15 protein-coding genes are annotated in these 15,618 nt (G+C 54.6%); 1 reads left to right on the top strand and 14 read right to left on the bottom strand.

Going from position 1 to position 15,618, the window contains the following annotated elements; all coding sequences use genetic code 11:
• Nucleotides 1–17: 17 nt before the first annotated feature.
• From hisJ to pdxB, 12 genes are all read right to left on the bottom strand, one after another.
• Nucleotides 18–800, bottom strand: a complete 783-nt coding sequence (hisJ, locus tag AC0XWG_RS14275) for a histidine ABC transporter substrate-binding protein HisJ (protein WP_008502592.1) — start codon at nt 798–800, stop codon at nt 18–20.
• A 226-nt stretch (nt 801–1,026) separates the two neighbouring features.
• Nucleotides 1,027–1,809 carry a lysine/arginine/ornithine ABC transporter substrate-binding protein ArgT gene (gene argT, locus AC0XWG_RS14270; RefSeq protein WP_028016218.1) on the bottom strand — a complete coding sequence of 261 codons (783 nt, stop codon included), beginning with the start codon at nt 1,807–1,809 and terminating at the stop codon, nt 1,027–1,029.
• 291 nt (nt 1,810–2,100) lie between these two features.
• Entirely contained in the window at nt 2,101–2,670 is a 570-nt protein-coding gene (locus AC0XWG_RS14265; protein WP_108090840.1) for a UbiX family flavin prenyltransferase, read from the bottom strand.
• A gap of 89 nt (nt 2,671–2,759) precedes the next feature.
• Entirely contained in the window at nt 2,760–4,277 is a 1,518-nt protein-coding gene (gene purF / locus AC0XWG_RS14260) for an amidophosphoribosyltransferase (protein ID WP_049005877.1), read from the bottom strand.
• Nucleotides 4,278–4,310: 33 nt separating this feature from the next.
• The gene (gene cvpA, locus AC0XWG_RS14255) at nt 4,311–4,799 is read right to left on the bottom strand and encodes a colicin V production protein (protein ID WP_000262116.1); all 489 of its coding nucleotides are present in this window, start codon (nt 4,797–4,799) and stop codon (nt 4,311–4,313) included.
• A 165-nt stretch (nt 4,800–4,964) separates the two neighbouring features.
• Nucleotides 4,965–5,663, bottom strand: a complete 699-nt coding sequence (gene dedD / locus AC0XWG_RS14250) for a cell division protein DedD (protein ID WP_028016215.1) — start codon at nt 5,661–5,663, stop codon at nt 4,965–4,967.
• A complete protein-coding gene (gene folC / locus AC0XWG_RS14245) occupies nt 5,653–6,921 on the bottom strand; it encodes a bifunctional tetrahydrofolate synthase/dihydrofolate synthase (protein WP_049005878.1) in 1,269 nt (422 codons plus the stop codon). Before folC ends, dedD begins: the two co-directional genes overlap by 11 nt.
• A 70-nt stretch (nt 6,922–6,991) precedes the next feature.
• Nucleotides 6,992–7,897: an acetyl-CoA carboxylase, carboxyltransferase subunit beta gene (gene accD / locus AC0XWG_RS14240; RefSeq protein ID WP_003861408.1), complete on the bottom strand. Its 906-nt coding sequence runs from the start codon at nt 7,895–7,897 to the stop codon at nt 6,992–6,994.
• Nucleotides 7,898–8,051: 154 nt separating this feature from the next.
• The gene (locus AC0XWG_RS14235) at nt 8,052–8,711 is read right to left on the bottom strand and encodes a DedA family protein (protein ID WP_475680728.1); all 660 of its coding nucleotides are present in this window, start codon (nt 8,709–8,711) and stop codon (nt 8,052–8,054) included.
• A gap of 28 nt (nt 8,712–8,739) precedes the next feature.
• Nucleotides 8,740–9,552, bottom strand: a complete 813-nt coding sequence (truA, locus tag AC0XWG_RS14230) for a tRNA pseudouridine(38-40) synthase TruA (protein ID WP_028016212.1) — start codon at nt 9,550–9,552, stop codon at nt 8,740–8,742.
• A complete protein-coding gene (locus tag AC0XWG_RS14225; RefSeq protein WP_049005881.1) occupies nt 9,552–10,565 on the bottom strand; it encodes an aspartate-semialdehyde dehydrogenase in 1,014 nt (337 codons plus the stop codon). Before AC0XWG_RS14225 ends, truA begins: the two co-directional genes overlap by 1 nt.
• A 67-nt stretch (nt 10,566–10,632) precedes the next feature.
• The gene (gene pdxB, locus AC0XWG_RS14220) at nt 10,633–11,769 is read right to left on the bottom strand and encodes a 4-phosphoerythronate dehydrogenase PdxB (protein ID WP_257247451.1); all 1,137 of its coding nucleotides are present in this window, start codon (nt 11,767–11,769) and stop codon (nt 10,633–10,635) included.
• A gap of 113 nt (nt 11,770–11,882) precedes the next feature.
• Here pdxB and flk point away from each other — a divergent pair, with 113 nt between their 5' ends.
• Entirely contained in the window at nt 11,883–12,887 is a 1,005-nt protein-coding gene (gene flk / locus AC0XWG_RS14215) for a flagella biosynthesis regulator Flk (RefSeq protein WP_108090842.1), read from the top strand.
• 42 nt (nt 12,888–12,929) lie between these two features.
• Here flk and AC0XWG_RS14210 read toward each other — a convergent pair whose 3' ends face one another.
• Both AC0XWG_RS14210 and fabB read right to left on the bottom strand, forming a co-directional pair.
• Nucleotides 12,930–14,108, bottom strand: a complete 1,179-nt coding sequence (locus AC0XWG_RS14210) for an MFS transporter (protein ID WP_128347383.1) — start codon at nt 14,106–14,108, stop codon at nt 12,930–12,932.
• Nucleotides 14,109–14,316: 208 nt separating this feature from the next.
• The gene (gene fabB / locus AC0XWG_RS14205) at nt 14,317–15,534 is read right to left on the bottom strand and encodes a beta-ketoacyl-ACP synthase I (RefSeq protein ID WP_028016207.1); all 1,218 of its coding nucleotides are present in this window, start codon (nt 15,532–15,534) and stop codon (nt 14,317–14,319) included.
• Nucleotides 15,535–15,618 lie beyond the last annotated feature (84 nt).

Below are 15,618 nucleotides of genomic sequence, written 5' to 3'. Positions count from 1 at the left end.
GTTATTTGACGGGGCGATTAGCCGCCGTAAACATTAAAATCAAAGTATTTTTTCGCCAGTTTGTCGTACGTGCCGTCAGCGCGCATTTCGGCAAACGCTTTGTTCAGCGCTTCACGTAATTCGTTATCTTCTTTACGCAGGCCCATACCGGTGCCCACGCCAAACAACTTCACATCCTTAATGGACGGACCGCCAAACTTGTAATCTTTACCCACCGGCGTCTTCAGGAAGCCTTCGCTCGCTGCGACTTCATCCTGGAATGCTGCATCGATGCGGCCTGCCGTCAGGTCAGCGTAGATATTTTCCTGGCCCTGATAGGAGACAATTTCAATCCCTTTCGGTGCCCAGTGTTCGTTACCGTAGGTTTCCTGCGTGGTGCCCTGCAGCACGCCGACGCGTTTGCCTTTCAGCGACTCCAGCGTTGGTTGAATGTCAGACGATTTCGCCACCACCAGACGGGAATCAGCCGCGTAGAGTTTGTCCGTGAAAGCAATCTCCTGCTGGCGTTTTTCGGTGATAGAGAGTGAGGACATAATCACGTCGATTTTTTTGGCTTTCAGAGAAGGGATCAACGCGTCCAGTGGGTTTTCAACGTAGGTACATTGTGCTTTGATGCGTTTGCACAGCTCATTGGCCAGATCGATGTCAAAACCAACCAGTTCACCCTTAGAATTCTTTGACTCGAATGGCGCATAGGTAGGATCGGTACCAATACGAATTTTCTGCGGAATGGCTGCGAATGCCGCGGTGGCGCTGGAAAAAGCCAGTACCAGAGATAGTGATAACACGAGTTTTTTCATATCTGTCCTCAACAAACTGTCTTCATACGGGATTTTTACGACGACGGGGTGGTGCTAATGTGCCATCAATCCCCTCCTACAGGCAAAGATTAATGCCCTTCAGATGGGATTTTTTGCATTATAAATGCGTAAGTATGCACAAAACGATCCAATACAGTGCAACAAATGCACTGCATTGGGTCAACCGCTCCCGTAACGCACCTTTCTGGTGCGTTACCGCCAGGTGTTATTCACCGTATACGTTGAAGTCGAAGTATTTCTTCGCCAGTTTGTCGTAAGTACCGTCTTTACGCAGCTCTGCGAACGCTTTGTCAAAGGCGGCTTTCAGCTCGGTATCATCCTTACGCAGGCCAATACCGGTACCGTCACCAAAGTACTTTTTGTCCTTCACTGACGGGCCTGCAAACGCGTAGTCTTTACCCGCAGGTTGCTTCAGGAAGCCTTCGCTTGCGGCCACTTCATCCTGGAATGCCGCATCCAGACGACCTGCTGCCAGGTCAGAATAAATCAAATCCTGGTTCTGGTACGCGACGACGTCTACGCCCTTCTCACGCCAGTTTGCATTGGCGTAACCTTCCTGAGTTGACCCCTGAAGCACACCGACATGCTTGCCTTTCAGCGAGTCAATGGTTGGCTTGATAGGGGAACCTTTCTGCGCAATCAGGCGAGAATCCGCAGCGTAGAGCTTGTCAGAGAAGGCAATCTCCTGCTGACGTTTTTCGGTGATGGAGAGAGAAGAGATAATGGCGTCGATTTTCTTGGCTTTCAGCGACGGGATTAACGCGTCAAAGTCGCTGCCCACCCATGTGCATTTCACCGCAATGCGTTTGCACATCTCATTTCCCAGATCGATATCAAACCCCACGAAATCGCCTTTCGCATCTTTGGAAGAGAATGGCGCGTAGGTTGCGTCTGTACCGATACGAACTGTCTGTGGAAGCGCTGCGTAGCTACCTGCTGCCGCACTTAACCCCACGAGCAAAGACAGAGCCAGAACCGTCTTCTTCATACATTTACCCTCAAGTACCGTGATTTTATTATGTATTGTGTTGTGTGTTGTGTTGCAGGCTTCATCTTGCAGGTCTTATGCCACATTGCCGTCTGGTCAAAACTTCGACGTTAAATATGTTAATAAAACGTTGCGATATTGCCTTAATGGTGAAAGATAGCAGGTCTGCCGAACGAACCGGAGAGAGAAAAAGGGAAAAAACGAATTAAATGTCGAGGATATGATCGCCGTTGCATAATTGCCCTGAAACAGGGCAACGACTCTTTTCATGCACTCTGTTTGTGCACAGAATCAGGCCCCTTGCCAGCGGGTGAAGAGGTCTTCAGGCAGGTCGATATCAAACTGATCCAGTACACGGTTAACGGTCTGGTTAATCACATCATCCAGTGAGACAGGACGATGATAAAACGCCGGCACCGGTGGCATGATCACCGCCCCCAACTCGGCGGCCTGCGTCATTAAACGCAGGTGGCCCAGATGCAGCGGCGTTTCCCGCACACAAAGAACCAGAGGGCGGCGCTCTTTCAACACCACATCTGCCGCGCGCGTCACCAGCGTGTCGGTATAGCTGTTCACAATGCCGGAGAGCGTTTTAATAGAACAGGGCAGGATAACCATGCCGGCGGTTTTAAATGAGCCTGAGGAGATGCTGGCGGCGATATCGCGGGCATCGTGAACGACATCTGCGAGTGTCTGAACGTCACGCAGGGAAAGATCGGTTTCCAGAGAGAGAGTCTGCCGCGCCGCCTGACTCATCACCAGATGGGTTTCGACTTCCGCTACGTTACGCAGAACCTGTAACAGCCGTACGCCGTAAATCGCGCCACTGGCACCGCTGAGCCCAACAATGAGTCGTTTCATGATTTTCGCCCTTACTGATTTCAGGGCAGACTGTGCAGGATTTTGCGGGGAGTTGCAAGTGAGGGCGAATACCCTCACTTGCAGAGACATCAACCTTCGTTGTGCATCTCTAAACTTTCGAGATCGTTTTGCAACTGGACGGCTTTCGCATCGTCGTTGCGCAGCGAATCCAGATAGTCGAGGTACTTCTGGTCAACATCTTTGGTCACGTAGACGCCGTTGAAAACGGAGCACTCGAACTGCTGAATCTCTGGGTTCTCGGCACGCACTGCGTCGATGAGATCGTTCAGATCCTGGAAAATCAGGCCGTCGGCACCGATGATCTGGCGAATTTCGTCCACTTCACGACCGTGGGCAATCAGCTCGTTAGCGGTTGGCATATCAATACCATACACGTTCGGGAAGCGAATTTCTGGCGCTGCGGAAGCCAGGTAGACTTTCTTCGCACCCGCTTCGCGCGCCATCTCGATAATCTGCTCTGAGGTAGTGCCACGGACGATGGAGTCATCCACCAGCAGAACGTTTTTGTCGCGGAATTCCGCGCGGTTGGCGTTCAGCTTGCGACGCACGGACTTACGGCGCAACTGCTGGCCCGGCATGATGAAGGTGCGGCCAACGTAGCGGTTCTTCACAAAGCCCTGACGGTACGGCTTATCCAGAATGCGGGCGATTTCCAGGGCGATATCGCAGGAGGTTTCCGGGATAGGAATAACGACGTCGATGTCGAGGTCATCCCACTCGCGGGCAATTTTCTCACCCAGCTTCGTGCCCATGTTTACGCGTGCGCTGTAGACAGAAATCTTGTCGATGAACGAGTCCGGACGCGCGAAGTACACGTATTCGAACAGGCACGGATTACTGACCGGGTTATCTGCACACTGGCGGGTAAACAGCTGCCCCTTCTCAGTAATGTAGACCGCTTCACCCGGGGCTACGTCACGCAGGAATTCGAAGCCCAGGGTATCCAGCGCCACGCTCTCAGAGGCAACCATATATTCGGTACGACCATCGCCAAGGTCGCGCTTGCCGAGCACCAGGGGACGAATGCCGTTTGGATCGCGGAAGGCCACCATGCCATGACCGATGATCATCGCCACGCAGGCATATGCGCCGCGGATCTGGCGGTTTGTGGCAGCAATAGCAGCAAAAATGTTGTCTGCTTCCAGCGGGTAGTGACGGAAATTATCCAGCTCGCTGGCGAACACATTGAGCAGGATTTCAGAATCAGAGGTAGTGTTAATGTGGCGACGTTTCTCTTCGAACAGCTTTTTACGCAGCTCGTGCGCGTTGGTCAGGTTGCCGTTATGGGCAAGGGTAATGCCATACGGTGAGTTGACGTAGAAAGGCTGTGCCTCAGAGGCGCTGGAACTGCCAGCAGTAGGATAACGAACGTGACCGATCCCCATATTACCTTGCAGACGCTGCATATGGCGGGCTTCAAACACATCGTTTACCAGGCCATTCGCCTTACGTAAACGGAAGCAGTTGTTTGCATCAATGGTGATGATACCCGCAGCATCCTGCCCACGGTGCTGAAGCACCGTTAACGCGTCATAAATCGACTGGTTTACCGGCATGAAACCGGCGATACCGACAATACCGCACATTCGTCTTTTCCTCGTTAAGCCACATCTCAGGGTTTATGCCCTGGGCAAAAAACTCGACGAGCTTTGCAGATAGTCAAAGAACCATCTGATGATGAAGCTGAACTCTGGAATGAGCTGCGATTTCTGCCAGTCTTCACTTTTGGAGAACCCGGTGAAGGTATCCAGGAAGAACAAGATCGCGGCTACAATCAGTACGCCTCGTAATGCACCGAAACAGATCCCGAGCACCCTGTCCGTTCCTGACAGACCGGTTTTCTCGACCAGCTGACCTATCACGTAATTCACGATAGCGCCGACAATCAGCGTCGCGATAAACAGCACCGCGATAGCGATTCCATTTCGGACCAGTTCATCTTCAAAGCCCGTGAACCAGACAGACAGGTAAGTGTAGTAATGACTGGCAACAAAGAAAGCACAACCCCATGTCACCAGCGATAACGCTTCACGAACAAAGCCACGGATCAGGCTAACCAGACAGGAAAAACCAATCACCGCAATGATGGCGTAATCAATCCAGACCATATGTGTCCCACGATTTAACGCCCTGTCATCCAGTTCGGGGCGAATTCTAACAGAAAAAGAAAACGTTTGCGTAGGGATTTCCTTCCCGCGCGTAAATAAAAAAGGCGCTGAAAAAATGTTCAACGCCGTGGCCTATCGCCTCTCTCTTTCAGGAGCAGGTCGTACTTAGTTAGCGCTGTAGCTCATCACTACACCACTCAGACCGGAGATCTGCTTCAGCTCGCCGAGCGAACCTTTCAGTTTGTCTTTAGACGCCTCTGGCCCCACGAGGATACGGGTAATTTTACCCTGCACCGGCGTGGAAGGTGAAGTGTAAACACGATACCCCGCACTGCGCAGTTTCCCCACCACCTCATTGACTTTATCCGCATTTTTCAGCGCACCAAGCTGCACAACGTAAGCTTTGCCCGTTGGGGCTGCGGCCTCTTGCTGAGCCGGTTTCGCTGGCGGAGCTGTCTCTGAAGCAGCGGCCAGCTGTTCTGCTGTCTTATCGCGCTGTGGTTTCGGCTGTGGTTTGTCGACCGGCTTCGGTTTTTCAACAGGTTTAGGCTGCTCTACCGGCACTGGGTCGATCTCATTGTTGCTTGTTGCCGCCAGACGGGACGGGTCGAGCGACGGTGCTGCAGCATCGCCCGCACGAACCTCTTCTGCCGCACCTTCCGGTGGTTGAGCAGGAAGTGCTTGCGTTGCCGCAGGCAGCATATCCGGCTCATCGCGGTCACCCGGTTTAGGGACCAGCGGAATAGCGGCAAACTCATCCTGATAATGCTTTTTCTGCCCGTCGAGCAGACCCGGGAGGATAATCACCCCGAGCGCGACCAGCACAATGGTTCCTGTTAAACGGTTCTGAAACTTACTCGCCACCGGTTCTCCCCGCGTCCATCACTTCCATGACATGTGCTACAGTGTGGAATGAGCCACACACCAGCACGGTATCTTCTGGTTTAGCATCCGCCATCGCGGCATGCCAGGCCTGGGCCACGCTATTGTAGATTGCGCCTTTGCCAAGATGTTCCATCAGTTGCTCGGCTGTTGCACCACGCGGCCCCTCCAGAGGAGCACAATACCAGCTATCGACCACACTCTCCATGCAGGCCAGCGTCCCGCCGATATCTTTATCATGAAGCATACCGATAACTGCCAGTACGCGCCCGGTTTTTGGTAACGATTTAAGACGTCCGGCAAGATAAGCCGCCGCATGTGGGTTATGGGCCACATCCAGAATGAGACGTGGTGACTCGCTGACGATCTGGAAACGCCCGGGCAGAATCGCGTTCTGTATACCATCGCGGATCGCCTGCTCGCTGACCGCGAGGCCGCTGGCGCGCAGTGCTGCCAGTGCCGTTGCCGCGTTCGGCTGTGGCACCTGCGGCAGAGGCAGGTTGTCCAGCGCGCCCTGTGCATCGCTAAAGCACCAGGCGTTGTCACGCACTTCATACTGCCAGTCAACGCCGCGGCGCAGCAGACGCGCGCCCTTCTCGTTTGCCACGTCAGCGATGGTGTGTGGCATATCCGGCTCGCCGACCACGGCGGGCTTATTGGCCCGGAAAATACCGGCCTTCTCGCGGCCAATGCTTTCACGGTCCGGTCCCAGCCAGTCGGTATGATCCAGCGCGATGCTGGTGACCACCGCCACATCTGCATCCACCATATTGGTGGCATCAAGACGCCCACCCAGTCCGACCTCAAGGATCACCACATCGAGTTGCGCCTGCTTGAACAGCCATAGCGCCGAAAGCGTACCGTATTCGAAATAGGTTAATGAGATCTCACCGCGCGCGGCTTCAATTTCCGCGAACGAGGTCGTATGTGCCGATTCCGGCAACTCGCTGTTCTGCACGCGAACCCGTTCGGTATAGCGTACCAGGTGTGGAGAGCTGTAAACGCCAACCTTATAACCCGCAGCCATCAGAATGGATTCCAGCGTACGGCAGGTCGTCCCTTTACCGTTGGTGCCCGCGACAGTAAAAACGAAAGGCGCAGGTTTCAGCACATCAAGACGCGCAGCGACCTGGCTTACGCGCTCAAGGCCCATATCAATGGTTTTGCTGTGCAGGTTTTCCAGATAAGAAAGCCACGCGGCCAGGGGCGACGTGGCTTGGGGAATGCTTTTATTTTCCATGATGCCCGGTTGTCATTAACAGTTTAGAAAGCAAAAGGGCAGCGCCAACCGGCCCTGCCCTTTTCAGTTATCAGGCCTCGGGTTCCTGATCCGGTACCACCACGCCTTCGCGCGGCTCATCCGGGTTTGGCGCTGGCAGGTTCATCAGCTTCGCCAGAATGCTCGCCAGCTTCAGGCGCATTTCCGGACGACGGACGATCATGTCGATGGCACCTTTTTCAATGAGGAACTCACTGCGCTGGAAGCCCGGAGGCAGTTTTTCACGCACGGTCTGCTCAATAACGCGAGGACCTGCAAAGCCGATCAGCGCTTTTGGCTCAGCGATGTTCAGATCGCCCAGCATCGCGAAACTAGCGGAGACGCCACCCATGGTTGGGTCGGTCAGCACAGAGATGTAAGGCAGACCACGCTCCTGCATTTTTGCCAGTGCAGCAGAGGTTTTCGCCATCTGCATCAGAGACATCAACGCTTCCTGCATACGCGCACCGCCAGAGGCAGAGAAGCAGATCAGCGGGCAGTTGTCTTCCAGCGCCTGCTCAACGGCACGAACAAAACGCGCACCCACCACTGAACCCATTGAGCCGCCCATAAAGGAGAACTCAAACGCAGCAGCAACAACCGGCATCTCATGCAGGGTGCCCTTCATGACGATCAGCGCGTCTTTCTCGCCGGTCTCTTTCTGTGCAGAGGCCAGACGATCTTTGTATTTTTTGGAATCGCGGAACTTCAGCACGTCTTTTGGCTCAAGCTCGCTACCCAGTTCTACCAGAGAACCTTCGTCCAGCAGGCTATGCAGGCGGTTACGCGCCGACATACGCATGTGGTGGTCACACTTCGGACACACCTCTAGGTTGCGTTCCAGTTCTGCGCGATACAGAACCTGGCCGCAGCTATCACACTTCGTCCATACCCCTTCAGGAATGCTCGCTTTGCGCGTTGGGGTAATGTTGCTTTTAATTCGTTCAATCCAGCTCATTGATAACCTTTCTGCCTGAACCTGGTCGTATGCCAGTTTTGCTATAAGAGGCGAATAATGCCATTTTTGCCTCCAACAGACCATGAATGTTGCACATTAAAACATAACAGCCCGAAACTTTGGATAAAAAAGTGGTCGAACCGCCAGTGTGCATTTACTTCGTTTGTTTCGCCGCCGCACGTTTGTGACGAATAATTTCAATCACGCCCGGCAGTATAGAAAGCACAATAATCGCTACAATCAGTAACTTAAGGTTTTCCTGCACCACCGGAAGATCGCCAAACAGGTAGCCTGCATAGGTAAAGAGCAGTACCCACAGCAGCGCGCCAACCACGTTGTATGCCGCAAAGTGACGATAGGACATATGTCCCATTCCCGCCACAAACGGTGCAAATGTACGCACAATAGGCACAAAACGCGCAAGGATAATGGTTTTGCCACCATGGCGTTCATAAAACGCATGGGTCTTGTCTAAATAGCTACGACGGAAAATTTTCGAGTCCGGATTACTGAAAAGCCGCTCACCAAATACTCGCCCAATCGTATAGTTGACCGCATCACCAATAATGGCGGCAATCACCATCAGCACAACCATCAGATGTACATTCAGATCATTGGTCGGTAACGCTGATAACGCCCCGGCGACGAACAGCAGCGAATCCCCGGGTAAAAAAGGGGTGACGACCAGACCGGTTTCACAGAACAGAATGAGGAACAGAATAGCGTAAACCCAGACGCCATATTGCGCGACAAGCTCTGCCAGGTGAACATCAATATGCAGGATGAAATCAATCAAAAAACGAATTACGTCCATATTGTTTAAGCCCTAATTGCACCTTTGTTTAGTCCGCTAAAAATAGCGGGCCCATTGGCGGTTTCGGCAGGTCAAACCGATCCGGATAGTCTACCGAGACCAGATACAACCCCTCCGCTTTCGCCGTGGCTGCCGCAAGCGTTCTGTCCTTCGCTGCCAGCAGTTCAGCAATCCAGCTCTCCGGCTGGTGTCCGGCACCCACTTCCATCAGGCTGCCCACAATATTCCGTACCATATGATGTACAAAGGCATTGGCTTTGATATCCACCACCACATAAGCGCCAAAACGGCTGACGTTTATGTGCATGACATTACGCCACGGCGTGCGGGACTGACACTGCACCGCACGAAACGACGTAAAGTCATTCTCACCAATCAGACATTGCGCCGCACGATGCATACGTTCAGCATCAAGCGGTTCATAAAAATGCGTCACACCCTGGCTTAACACCGCTGGACGAAGACGTTGATTGTAGATGACATAACGGTAGCGACGCGCCGTGGCGCTGAAGCGCGCGTGAAAATCATCCGGCACAGCTTTCACCCAACGAACAGCAATGTCACCAGGTAAATTCGCATTTACACCCAGCGTCCAGGCGGCATCTTTACGCACGGCAGTGGTTTCAAAGTGAACCACCTGCCCCGTGCCATGAACACCCGCGTCCGTACGGCCCGCGCACAGGACGTTAATTGGCTCGTTTGCCACCTGAGAGAGCGCTTTTTCCAGCTTCTCCTGGACGCTGCGCACCTCATTCTGACGCTGCCAGCCATAGTATTTACTGCCATCGTACTCAATACCGAGAGCAATTTTATGAACTGGCTTTTGATCCACGTCTGACATCAGTACAGGTACTCCTGTACCAGTTTTTCAGCGATTTTGACCGCCATCAGCGCACCGCCGAAACGAACGTTGTCAGCAACGGACCAGAACTGGACCTGCTCCGGCATACCATAGTCGTTACGCACGCAGCCAACGGAAAGATGCGCGCTACCGGTGGCATCGCCCACCTGGGTCGGGAACTCGCTCTCTTCGGAAAGCACAATGTCTTCCCCACGACCAAACGCATCGCGCGCTTCTTCTGCCGCCAGCGGACGCAGCGCTTCAAAACCTACCATCTGCGCGTGACCGTAGAAGACCGGGGACTGCACGACGTTCGCGGAGATCATCAGGCCGTCGTCCTGCAGAATTTTACGAACTTCATCGACGATCCGGCGCTCTTCGCGCACGGAACCCTCGCGATCGGGCAGCAATGGCAGCATGTTGAACGCCAGCTGGCGACCAAAGAAATCGTCTTCGTCAATCGGGATACCGTTCAACAACTTCGCGCTCTGACCGGCCAGCGCATCGACGGCCTTTTTGCCATTTGCGGAGGCGGACAGCAGACTGGTGACAGTAATACGCGACAGGCCGCCGTCGTCAATAAGTGGTTTCAGAGCGGTCAGCAACTGGCTGGTCAGGCTGTTTGGTACCGCGATGATATTGCGATTACGGTAATCAGCCAGCACAAACGGGTTCACGTCCGGCACCACCAGCGGCACATCCGGCTCCATGGAGAACAGACCGCTCAGGTCGATCACCAGACAGCCTGCGTTAGTCGCCTCTTCAATGTAAGCAGCAGTGGCTTCAACGCCCGCGGCGAAAAATGCCAGCTGCGCCTGCGTCCAGTCGAACGCTGCCGCATCCTGAACCATCACGGATTTACTGTTGAAACGCAGATGCTCACCCGCGCTATCGGTACGCGCCAGCGCATAGATATCGCCCACCGGGAACTGACGCTCAGCAAGGGTTTCGAGCAGGGCTTCGCCCACGGCACCCGTGGCACCTAAAATGGCAATGTTCCAGCCTTCAGACATGGTGGTTTACTCCAGAAATAAAAAAGCGTCCCTGTCGGAGTATCCGACAGGGAGCATTAAGAAGACATTAATGCGCCGGGTGATGAACGGCGTTAAAACCCAGTTTATGCAGTAGCGTTGCAGCCTTTGCGTCATCGCAAATCACATACAGAGAGGACCACTCACGGCGCTCAACATAGTTTTTGCGCAGCTTGTCAAACTCACCCGGGATCCCCGCCACCTTACGCAGTAGCGCATCATCGCGGCGCACATCATACACCAAATGTACCAACCTTTTCAGCGTCGCCTGATCGAGCGGACCATGCAGAGTAATGCGGCCAAATTCAGGTGCAGGCAGTAAGGTATCCAGCGCGACCTGCTGCGGATGCCCAATAAAGGCACTGTAGGCTTCGAAGACCTGAGTCGTGCCGCGCGCTTTCCCCTCGAGGGTGTAACCGGCGATATGCGCAGTACCCACGTCCACCTTGTTAAGCAGCTCAACGTTGAGATCCGGCTCTGGCTCCCAGACGTCCAGCACCACGCTGAGGTCTTGCCCATCATTCAGACATGTCAGCAGCGCGGCATTATCCACCACCGGACCGCGGCAGGCATTTATCAGAATAGTGCCAGGTTTCAGACGACGGATCAGGGCTTCATCGGCAAGATGCAGCGACTTATACGGCCCTTCTTTAAACAACGGCGTGTGGAAAGTGATCACATCGCACTGTTCAACCAGTTCATCCAGCGGGCGGAAATCCCCTTCCTCACCGTTGTCTTTGCGCGGAGGGTCGCACAGCAGAGTACGAATACCCAACGCTTCCAGACGTTTTTGCAGGCGTCCGCCCACATTACCCACACCGACAATCCCTACGGTACGATCCTGCAACGCAAAACCGTCACGCTCGGCAAGCATCAGAAGGGAGGAAAAAACGTATTCCACTACAGCAATGGCGTTACAGCCCGGCGCGGCGGAAAAACCGATCCCCGCCTGCTTAAGCCATTTGTCATCCACATGATCGGTCCCTGCCGTTGCGGTCCCGACGAACTTAATCGCTTTACCGGCGAGCAACGCCTCATTTACTTTGGTCACCGAGCGCACCATCAGCGCATCTGCATCATCCAGTTCGTTAACCGGGATTGGACGACCAGGGACAGCCTTAACGTTACCCAGGCGGCTAAACAGCTCACGGGCATAAGGCATATTTTCATCAACGAGGATTTTCACGTCTGAGTACCTGTTTGAGAGGAAGAAAACCTGCCAAGTGTGCCATAATCTGGCCGCCAGGCATATACGTATGCCTGGTTTACGCTGAGTTTTGACTTTAAGGATTTTTGACGATGCAGCCCATTTCAGGTACGCCGCCACGCCCTCCGGGTGAAGGCCCTGTCACGCCGAACGTTGCCGGTGAACAACCGCTATCCACACAACAGCGCACTGTGCTGGAGCGACTGATCACGCGCCTGATTGCGCTGACGTCACAGCAAAACGCGGAAGTCTGGGCCGGGGTTAAGCATGATTTAGGTGTCCGGAACGATGCACCGCTGCAGTCGCGCCATTTCCCTGCGGCCGAGCAAAATCTGAATCAGCGTATTACCGCCGCACAGCAAAATCACACCACCCGGCAGATTGTCTCACAGCTCACCGAGCTGTTAGGCCAGGGTAATAACCGACAGGCGGTCAGTGATTTCATTCGCCAGCAGTTTGGCCAGACCGCCCTGAGTCAGCTGACGCCAGAGCAGTTGAAAACCGTGCTGACGCTGCTGCAAACCAATCAGCTGACCATCCCGCAACCGCAACAGCGTCCGTCAACCGAGCGTCCGCTGCTGCCTGCTGAACACAATACACTGAACCAGATGGTGACCAAACTGGCCGCCGCCACCGGCGAGTCAACGAAGCTTATCTGGCAGTCGATGCTGGAGCTTTCCGGCGTGAAAGCGGGCGAGCTGATCCCGGCGAAACAGTTTACCCATCTGGTGACCTGGCTACAGGCCCGTCAGACGCTGAGTAGCCAGAGTACCCCTACCCTGCATACGCTCCAGGCGGCACTGAAACAGCCGCTTGAGCCGCATGAGTTTGAGGTGATTCGGGATTACGCCCAGCAGACCTGGCAGGCCACGCCGCAAACGGTACTGACCACCGCGCAGGTGCAGGATTTGCTGAATCAAATCTTTATCCGCCGCGCCGAGCGTGAAGGCGGCGTGCCGGAAGTCAGGGATATTCAGCCGATCTACAACCCGCTGTTTGCACCGGTCGTGGAGACCTTCAGAACGCTGTCTGCCCGTCCGGGGCTGTTGTTTATTGCGCTGATGATTGCGCTGGCGATTTTCTGGCTGGTTGCCTGAGGTTTTGCCCGGTGGCGCTGCGCTTACCGGGCCTACAACGGCTCAAGTCCTGCGAAACGCCACCAGCGTCACAATAATCCCAACCACCGCAGAAACCGCTCCGGCCAGGAACACTGACGGATAGCCAAACGAAGTGGCTAACAGCCCCGCCAGCGGCCCGGTGACACCGTATGAGATATCCTGAAACGCCGCATAGCCGCCCAATGCTGTACCACGCACCTGCGGGGCAACACGCTTCACGACTTCAACGCCGAGCGCCGGGAAGATCAGTGAACAACCGCAACCGGTGAGTGCTGCGCCGATCAGTGCAACAGAAGCGACCGGTGCGTTCCACAGTAGCAACAAGCCAACGGTTTCTATCATCAGCGACGCTACCGCCACTTTCACACCGCCAAAACGATCCGGCATCCAGCCGAACAGCACTCGCATCAGCACAAATGCGCCGCCAAAGGCAGTGAGGGTAAAGCCCGCCATCGCCCAGCCACGGCTCATGAAATAAAGCGAGACGAACGTACCAATCACCGCAAATCCCACACCCTGCAGTGCCAGGCCAAGACCCGGCTGCCATATTTGACCAACCACGCTCCACAGGGAAGGACGCTCCCCTTTATGGGCAGGTACTTTACGGACCGAGCCGTTAAACGCCCACGCCAGGAGCGGTAACAGCATGGTGGTGGCAGCCAGCGCCGCAAATCCAAACTGGCTATTGATCAGCAGTCCAAGCGGTGCGCCCGCGGCCAGCGCGCCGTAGATGGCCATACCGTTCCAGGACATCACTTTTCCGGAACGCGCAGGCCCCACAAGACCCATACCCCAGGTCAGGGTACCGGTCAGCAGCTGGCTTTCACCAAAGCCGAGGATTAAACGGCCCAGCACCAGCAGCGCAAATTTATACGCGGTGTCGACCGGCAGGAGAGCAGCCAGCAGCCACGCACCACCTGCCAGCCCGCAGGCAAACATCCCCTGCAGTGCGGAACGTTTAGCACCGTGCTGATCCGCCAGACGACCGGCGTATCCACGCGTTAATACCGTGGCTAAAAACTGAATGCCCACGGCAATGCCGACCATGGTGTTGCCATAGCCCAGTTCCTGATGAACGAACAGCGGGATCACCGGCAACGGCAGACCAACGGTCATATAGGTCAGAAATACGGCAAAGGCGATACGGAACAGCGAGACGTTCGCTGAAGGGGTTGTTTCTGTTTGAGTTATTGCAGTCATGCTTTACTCCGAAATGAAGAGTAAGGCGGGGAAATGCCACGCCCCCTCTACCTGATTATCAGGATTAAGGTGCGTTGGTTGACGTTAAACGCTTACGCATTATCGTGAGGATAATGTTGAGTGGTGAAGTTTGCCTGTCAGATCAGCCAGTTGTCAATGCATAAAAAAAGGGAGCCTTATGGCTCCCTTTCTGAATCAAACATAAAACTTATGCTTTCAGCTTGCGCATCACCAGCGTGGCGTTGGTGCCGCCGAAACCGAAGCTGTTGGACATGACGGTGGTGAGCGTCGCGTCCATTGGTTTGGTCACGATGTTCAGGCCAGCAGCCTGCTCGTCCATCTCTTCGATGTTGATGCTTGGGGCGATAAAGCCGTTTTCCAGCATCAGCAGAGAGTAGATCGCTTCCTGCACGCCAGCCGCACCCAGAGAGTGTCCGGTCATCGCTTTGGTCGCGGAGATTGCCGGGCTGTTGTCGCCGAAGACTTCACGGATTGCACCCAGCTCTTTCACGTCGCCTACCGGAGTAGAGGTACCGTGGGAGTTCAGGTAGTCGATTGGGGTATCAACACCGTGCATCGCCATCTTCATGCAGCGCACCGCACCTTCTCCAGATGGCGCAACCATGTCAGCGCCATCAGACGTTGCACCGTAGCCCACGATCTCAGCATAGATGTGCGCGCCACGTGCCAGCGCATGTTCCAGCTCTTCAACCACAACCATACCGCCGCCGCCAGCGATAACGAAACCGTCACGGTGCGCATCATAGGTACGGGATGCTTTATCCGGGGTTTCATTGTATTTGGTGGACAGTGCGCCCATCGCGTCGAATTCACAGGCCATTTCCCAGCCCAGCTCTTCGCCGCCGCCAGCAAATACGATGTCCTGTTTACCCAGTTGGATCTGCTCAACAGCATTACCGATGCAGTGTGCAGACGTCGCACACGCGGAGCTGATGGAGTAGTTCACACCGTGGATTTTGAATGGGGTCGCCAGGCACGCGGAAACCGCAGAACCCATGGCTTTGGTTACCACGTACGGACCTACCGCTTTCAGACCACGCGGGCTGCGCATTGCGTCAGCACCGAATACCTGCGCTTTTGATGAGCCGCCGGAACCGGCAATCAGACCCACGCGCGGGTTGTTCTGATAAACCTCTTCACTCAGGCCGGAATCTTTGATCGCTTCCTGCATGGAGAGATAAGCATAAATAGAGGCATCGTTCATGAAACGAACCACTTTGCGGTCAATCAAACCGGTGGTGTCCAGTTTGACGTTACCCCATACGTGGCTGCGCATACCTGAATCTTTAAACTCTTCAGAGAAAGTGATCCCGGAGCGTCCTTCACGCAGAGATGCCAGGACTTCCTGCTGGTTATTACCGATGCTGGAGACAATGCCCAGGCCAGTAATCACTGCACGTTTCATTCAATACCTCTGTAAGTCGCACTATAGTAAGTTTCGAGTCGCACAATAGCGTACACTTGTACGCCGAACAAGTCCGATCAGCCA

It is taken from the genome of Enterobacter sp. DVT3837 (genome assembly GCF_056238685.1).
The sequence above is the reverse complement of the archived record's forward strand: the minus strand, read 5'-3'. Positions and strand labels throughout refer to the sequence as shown.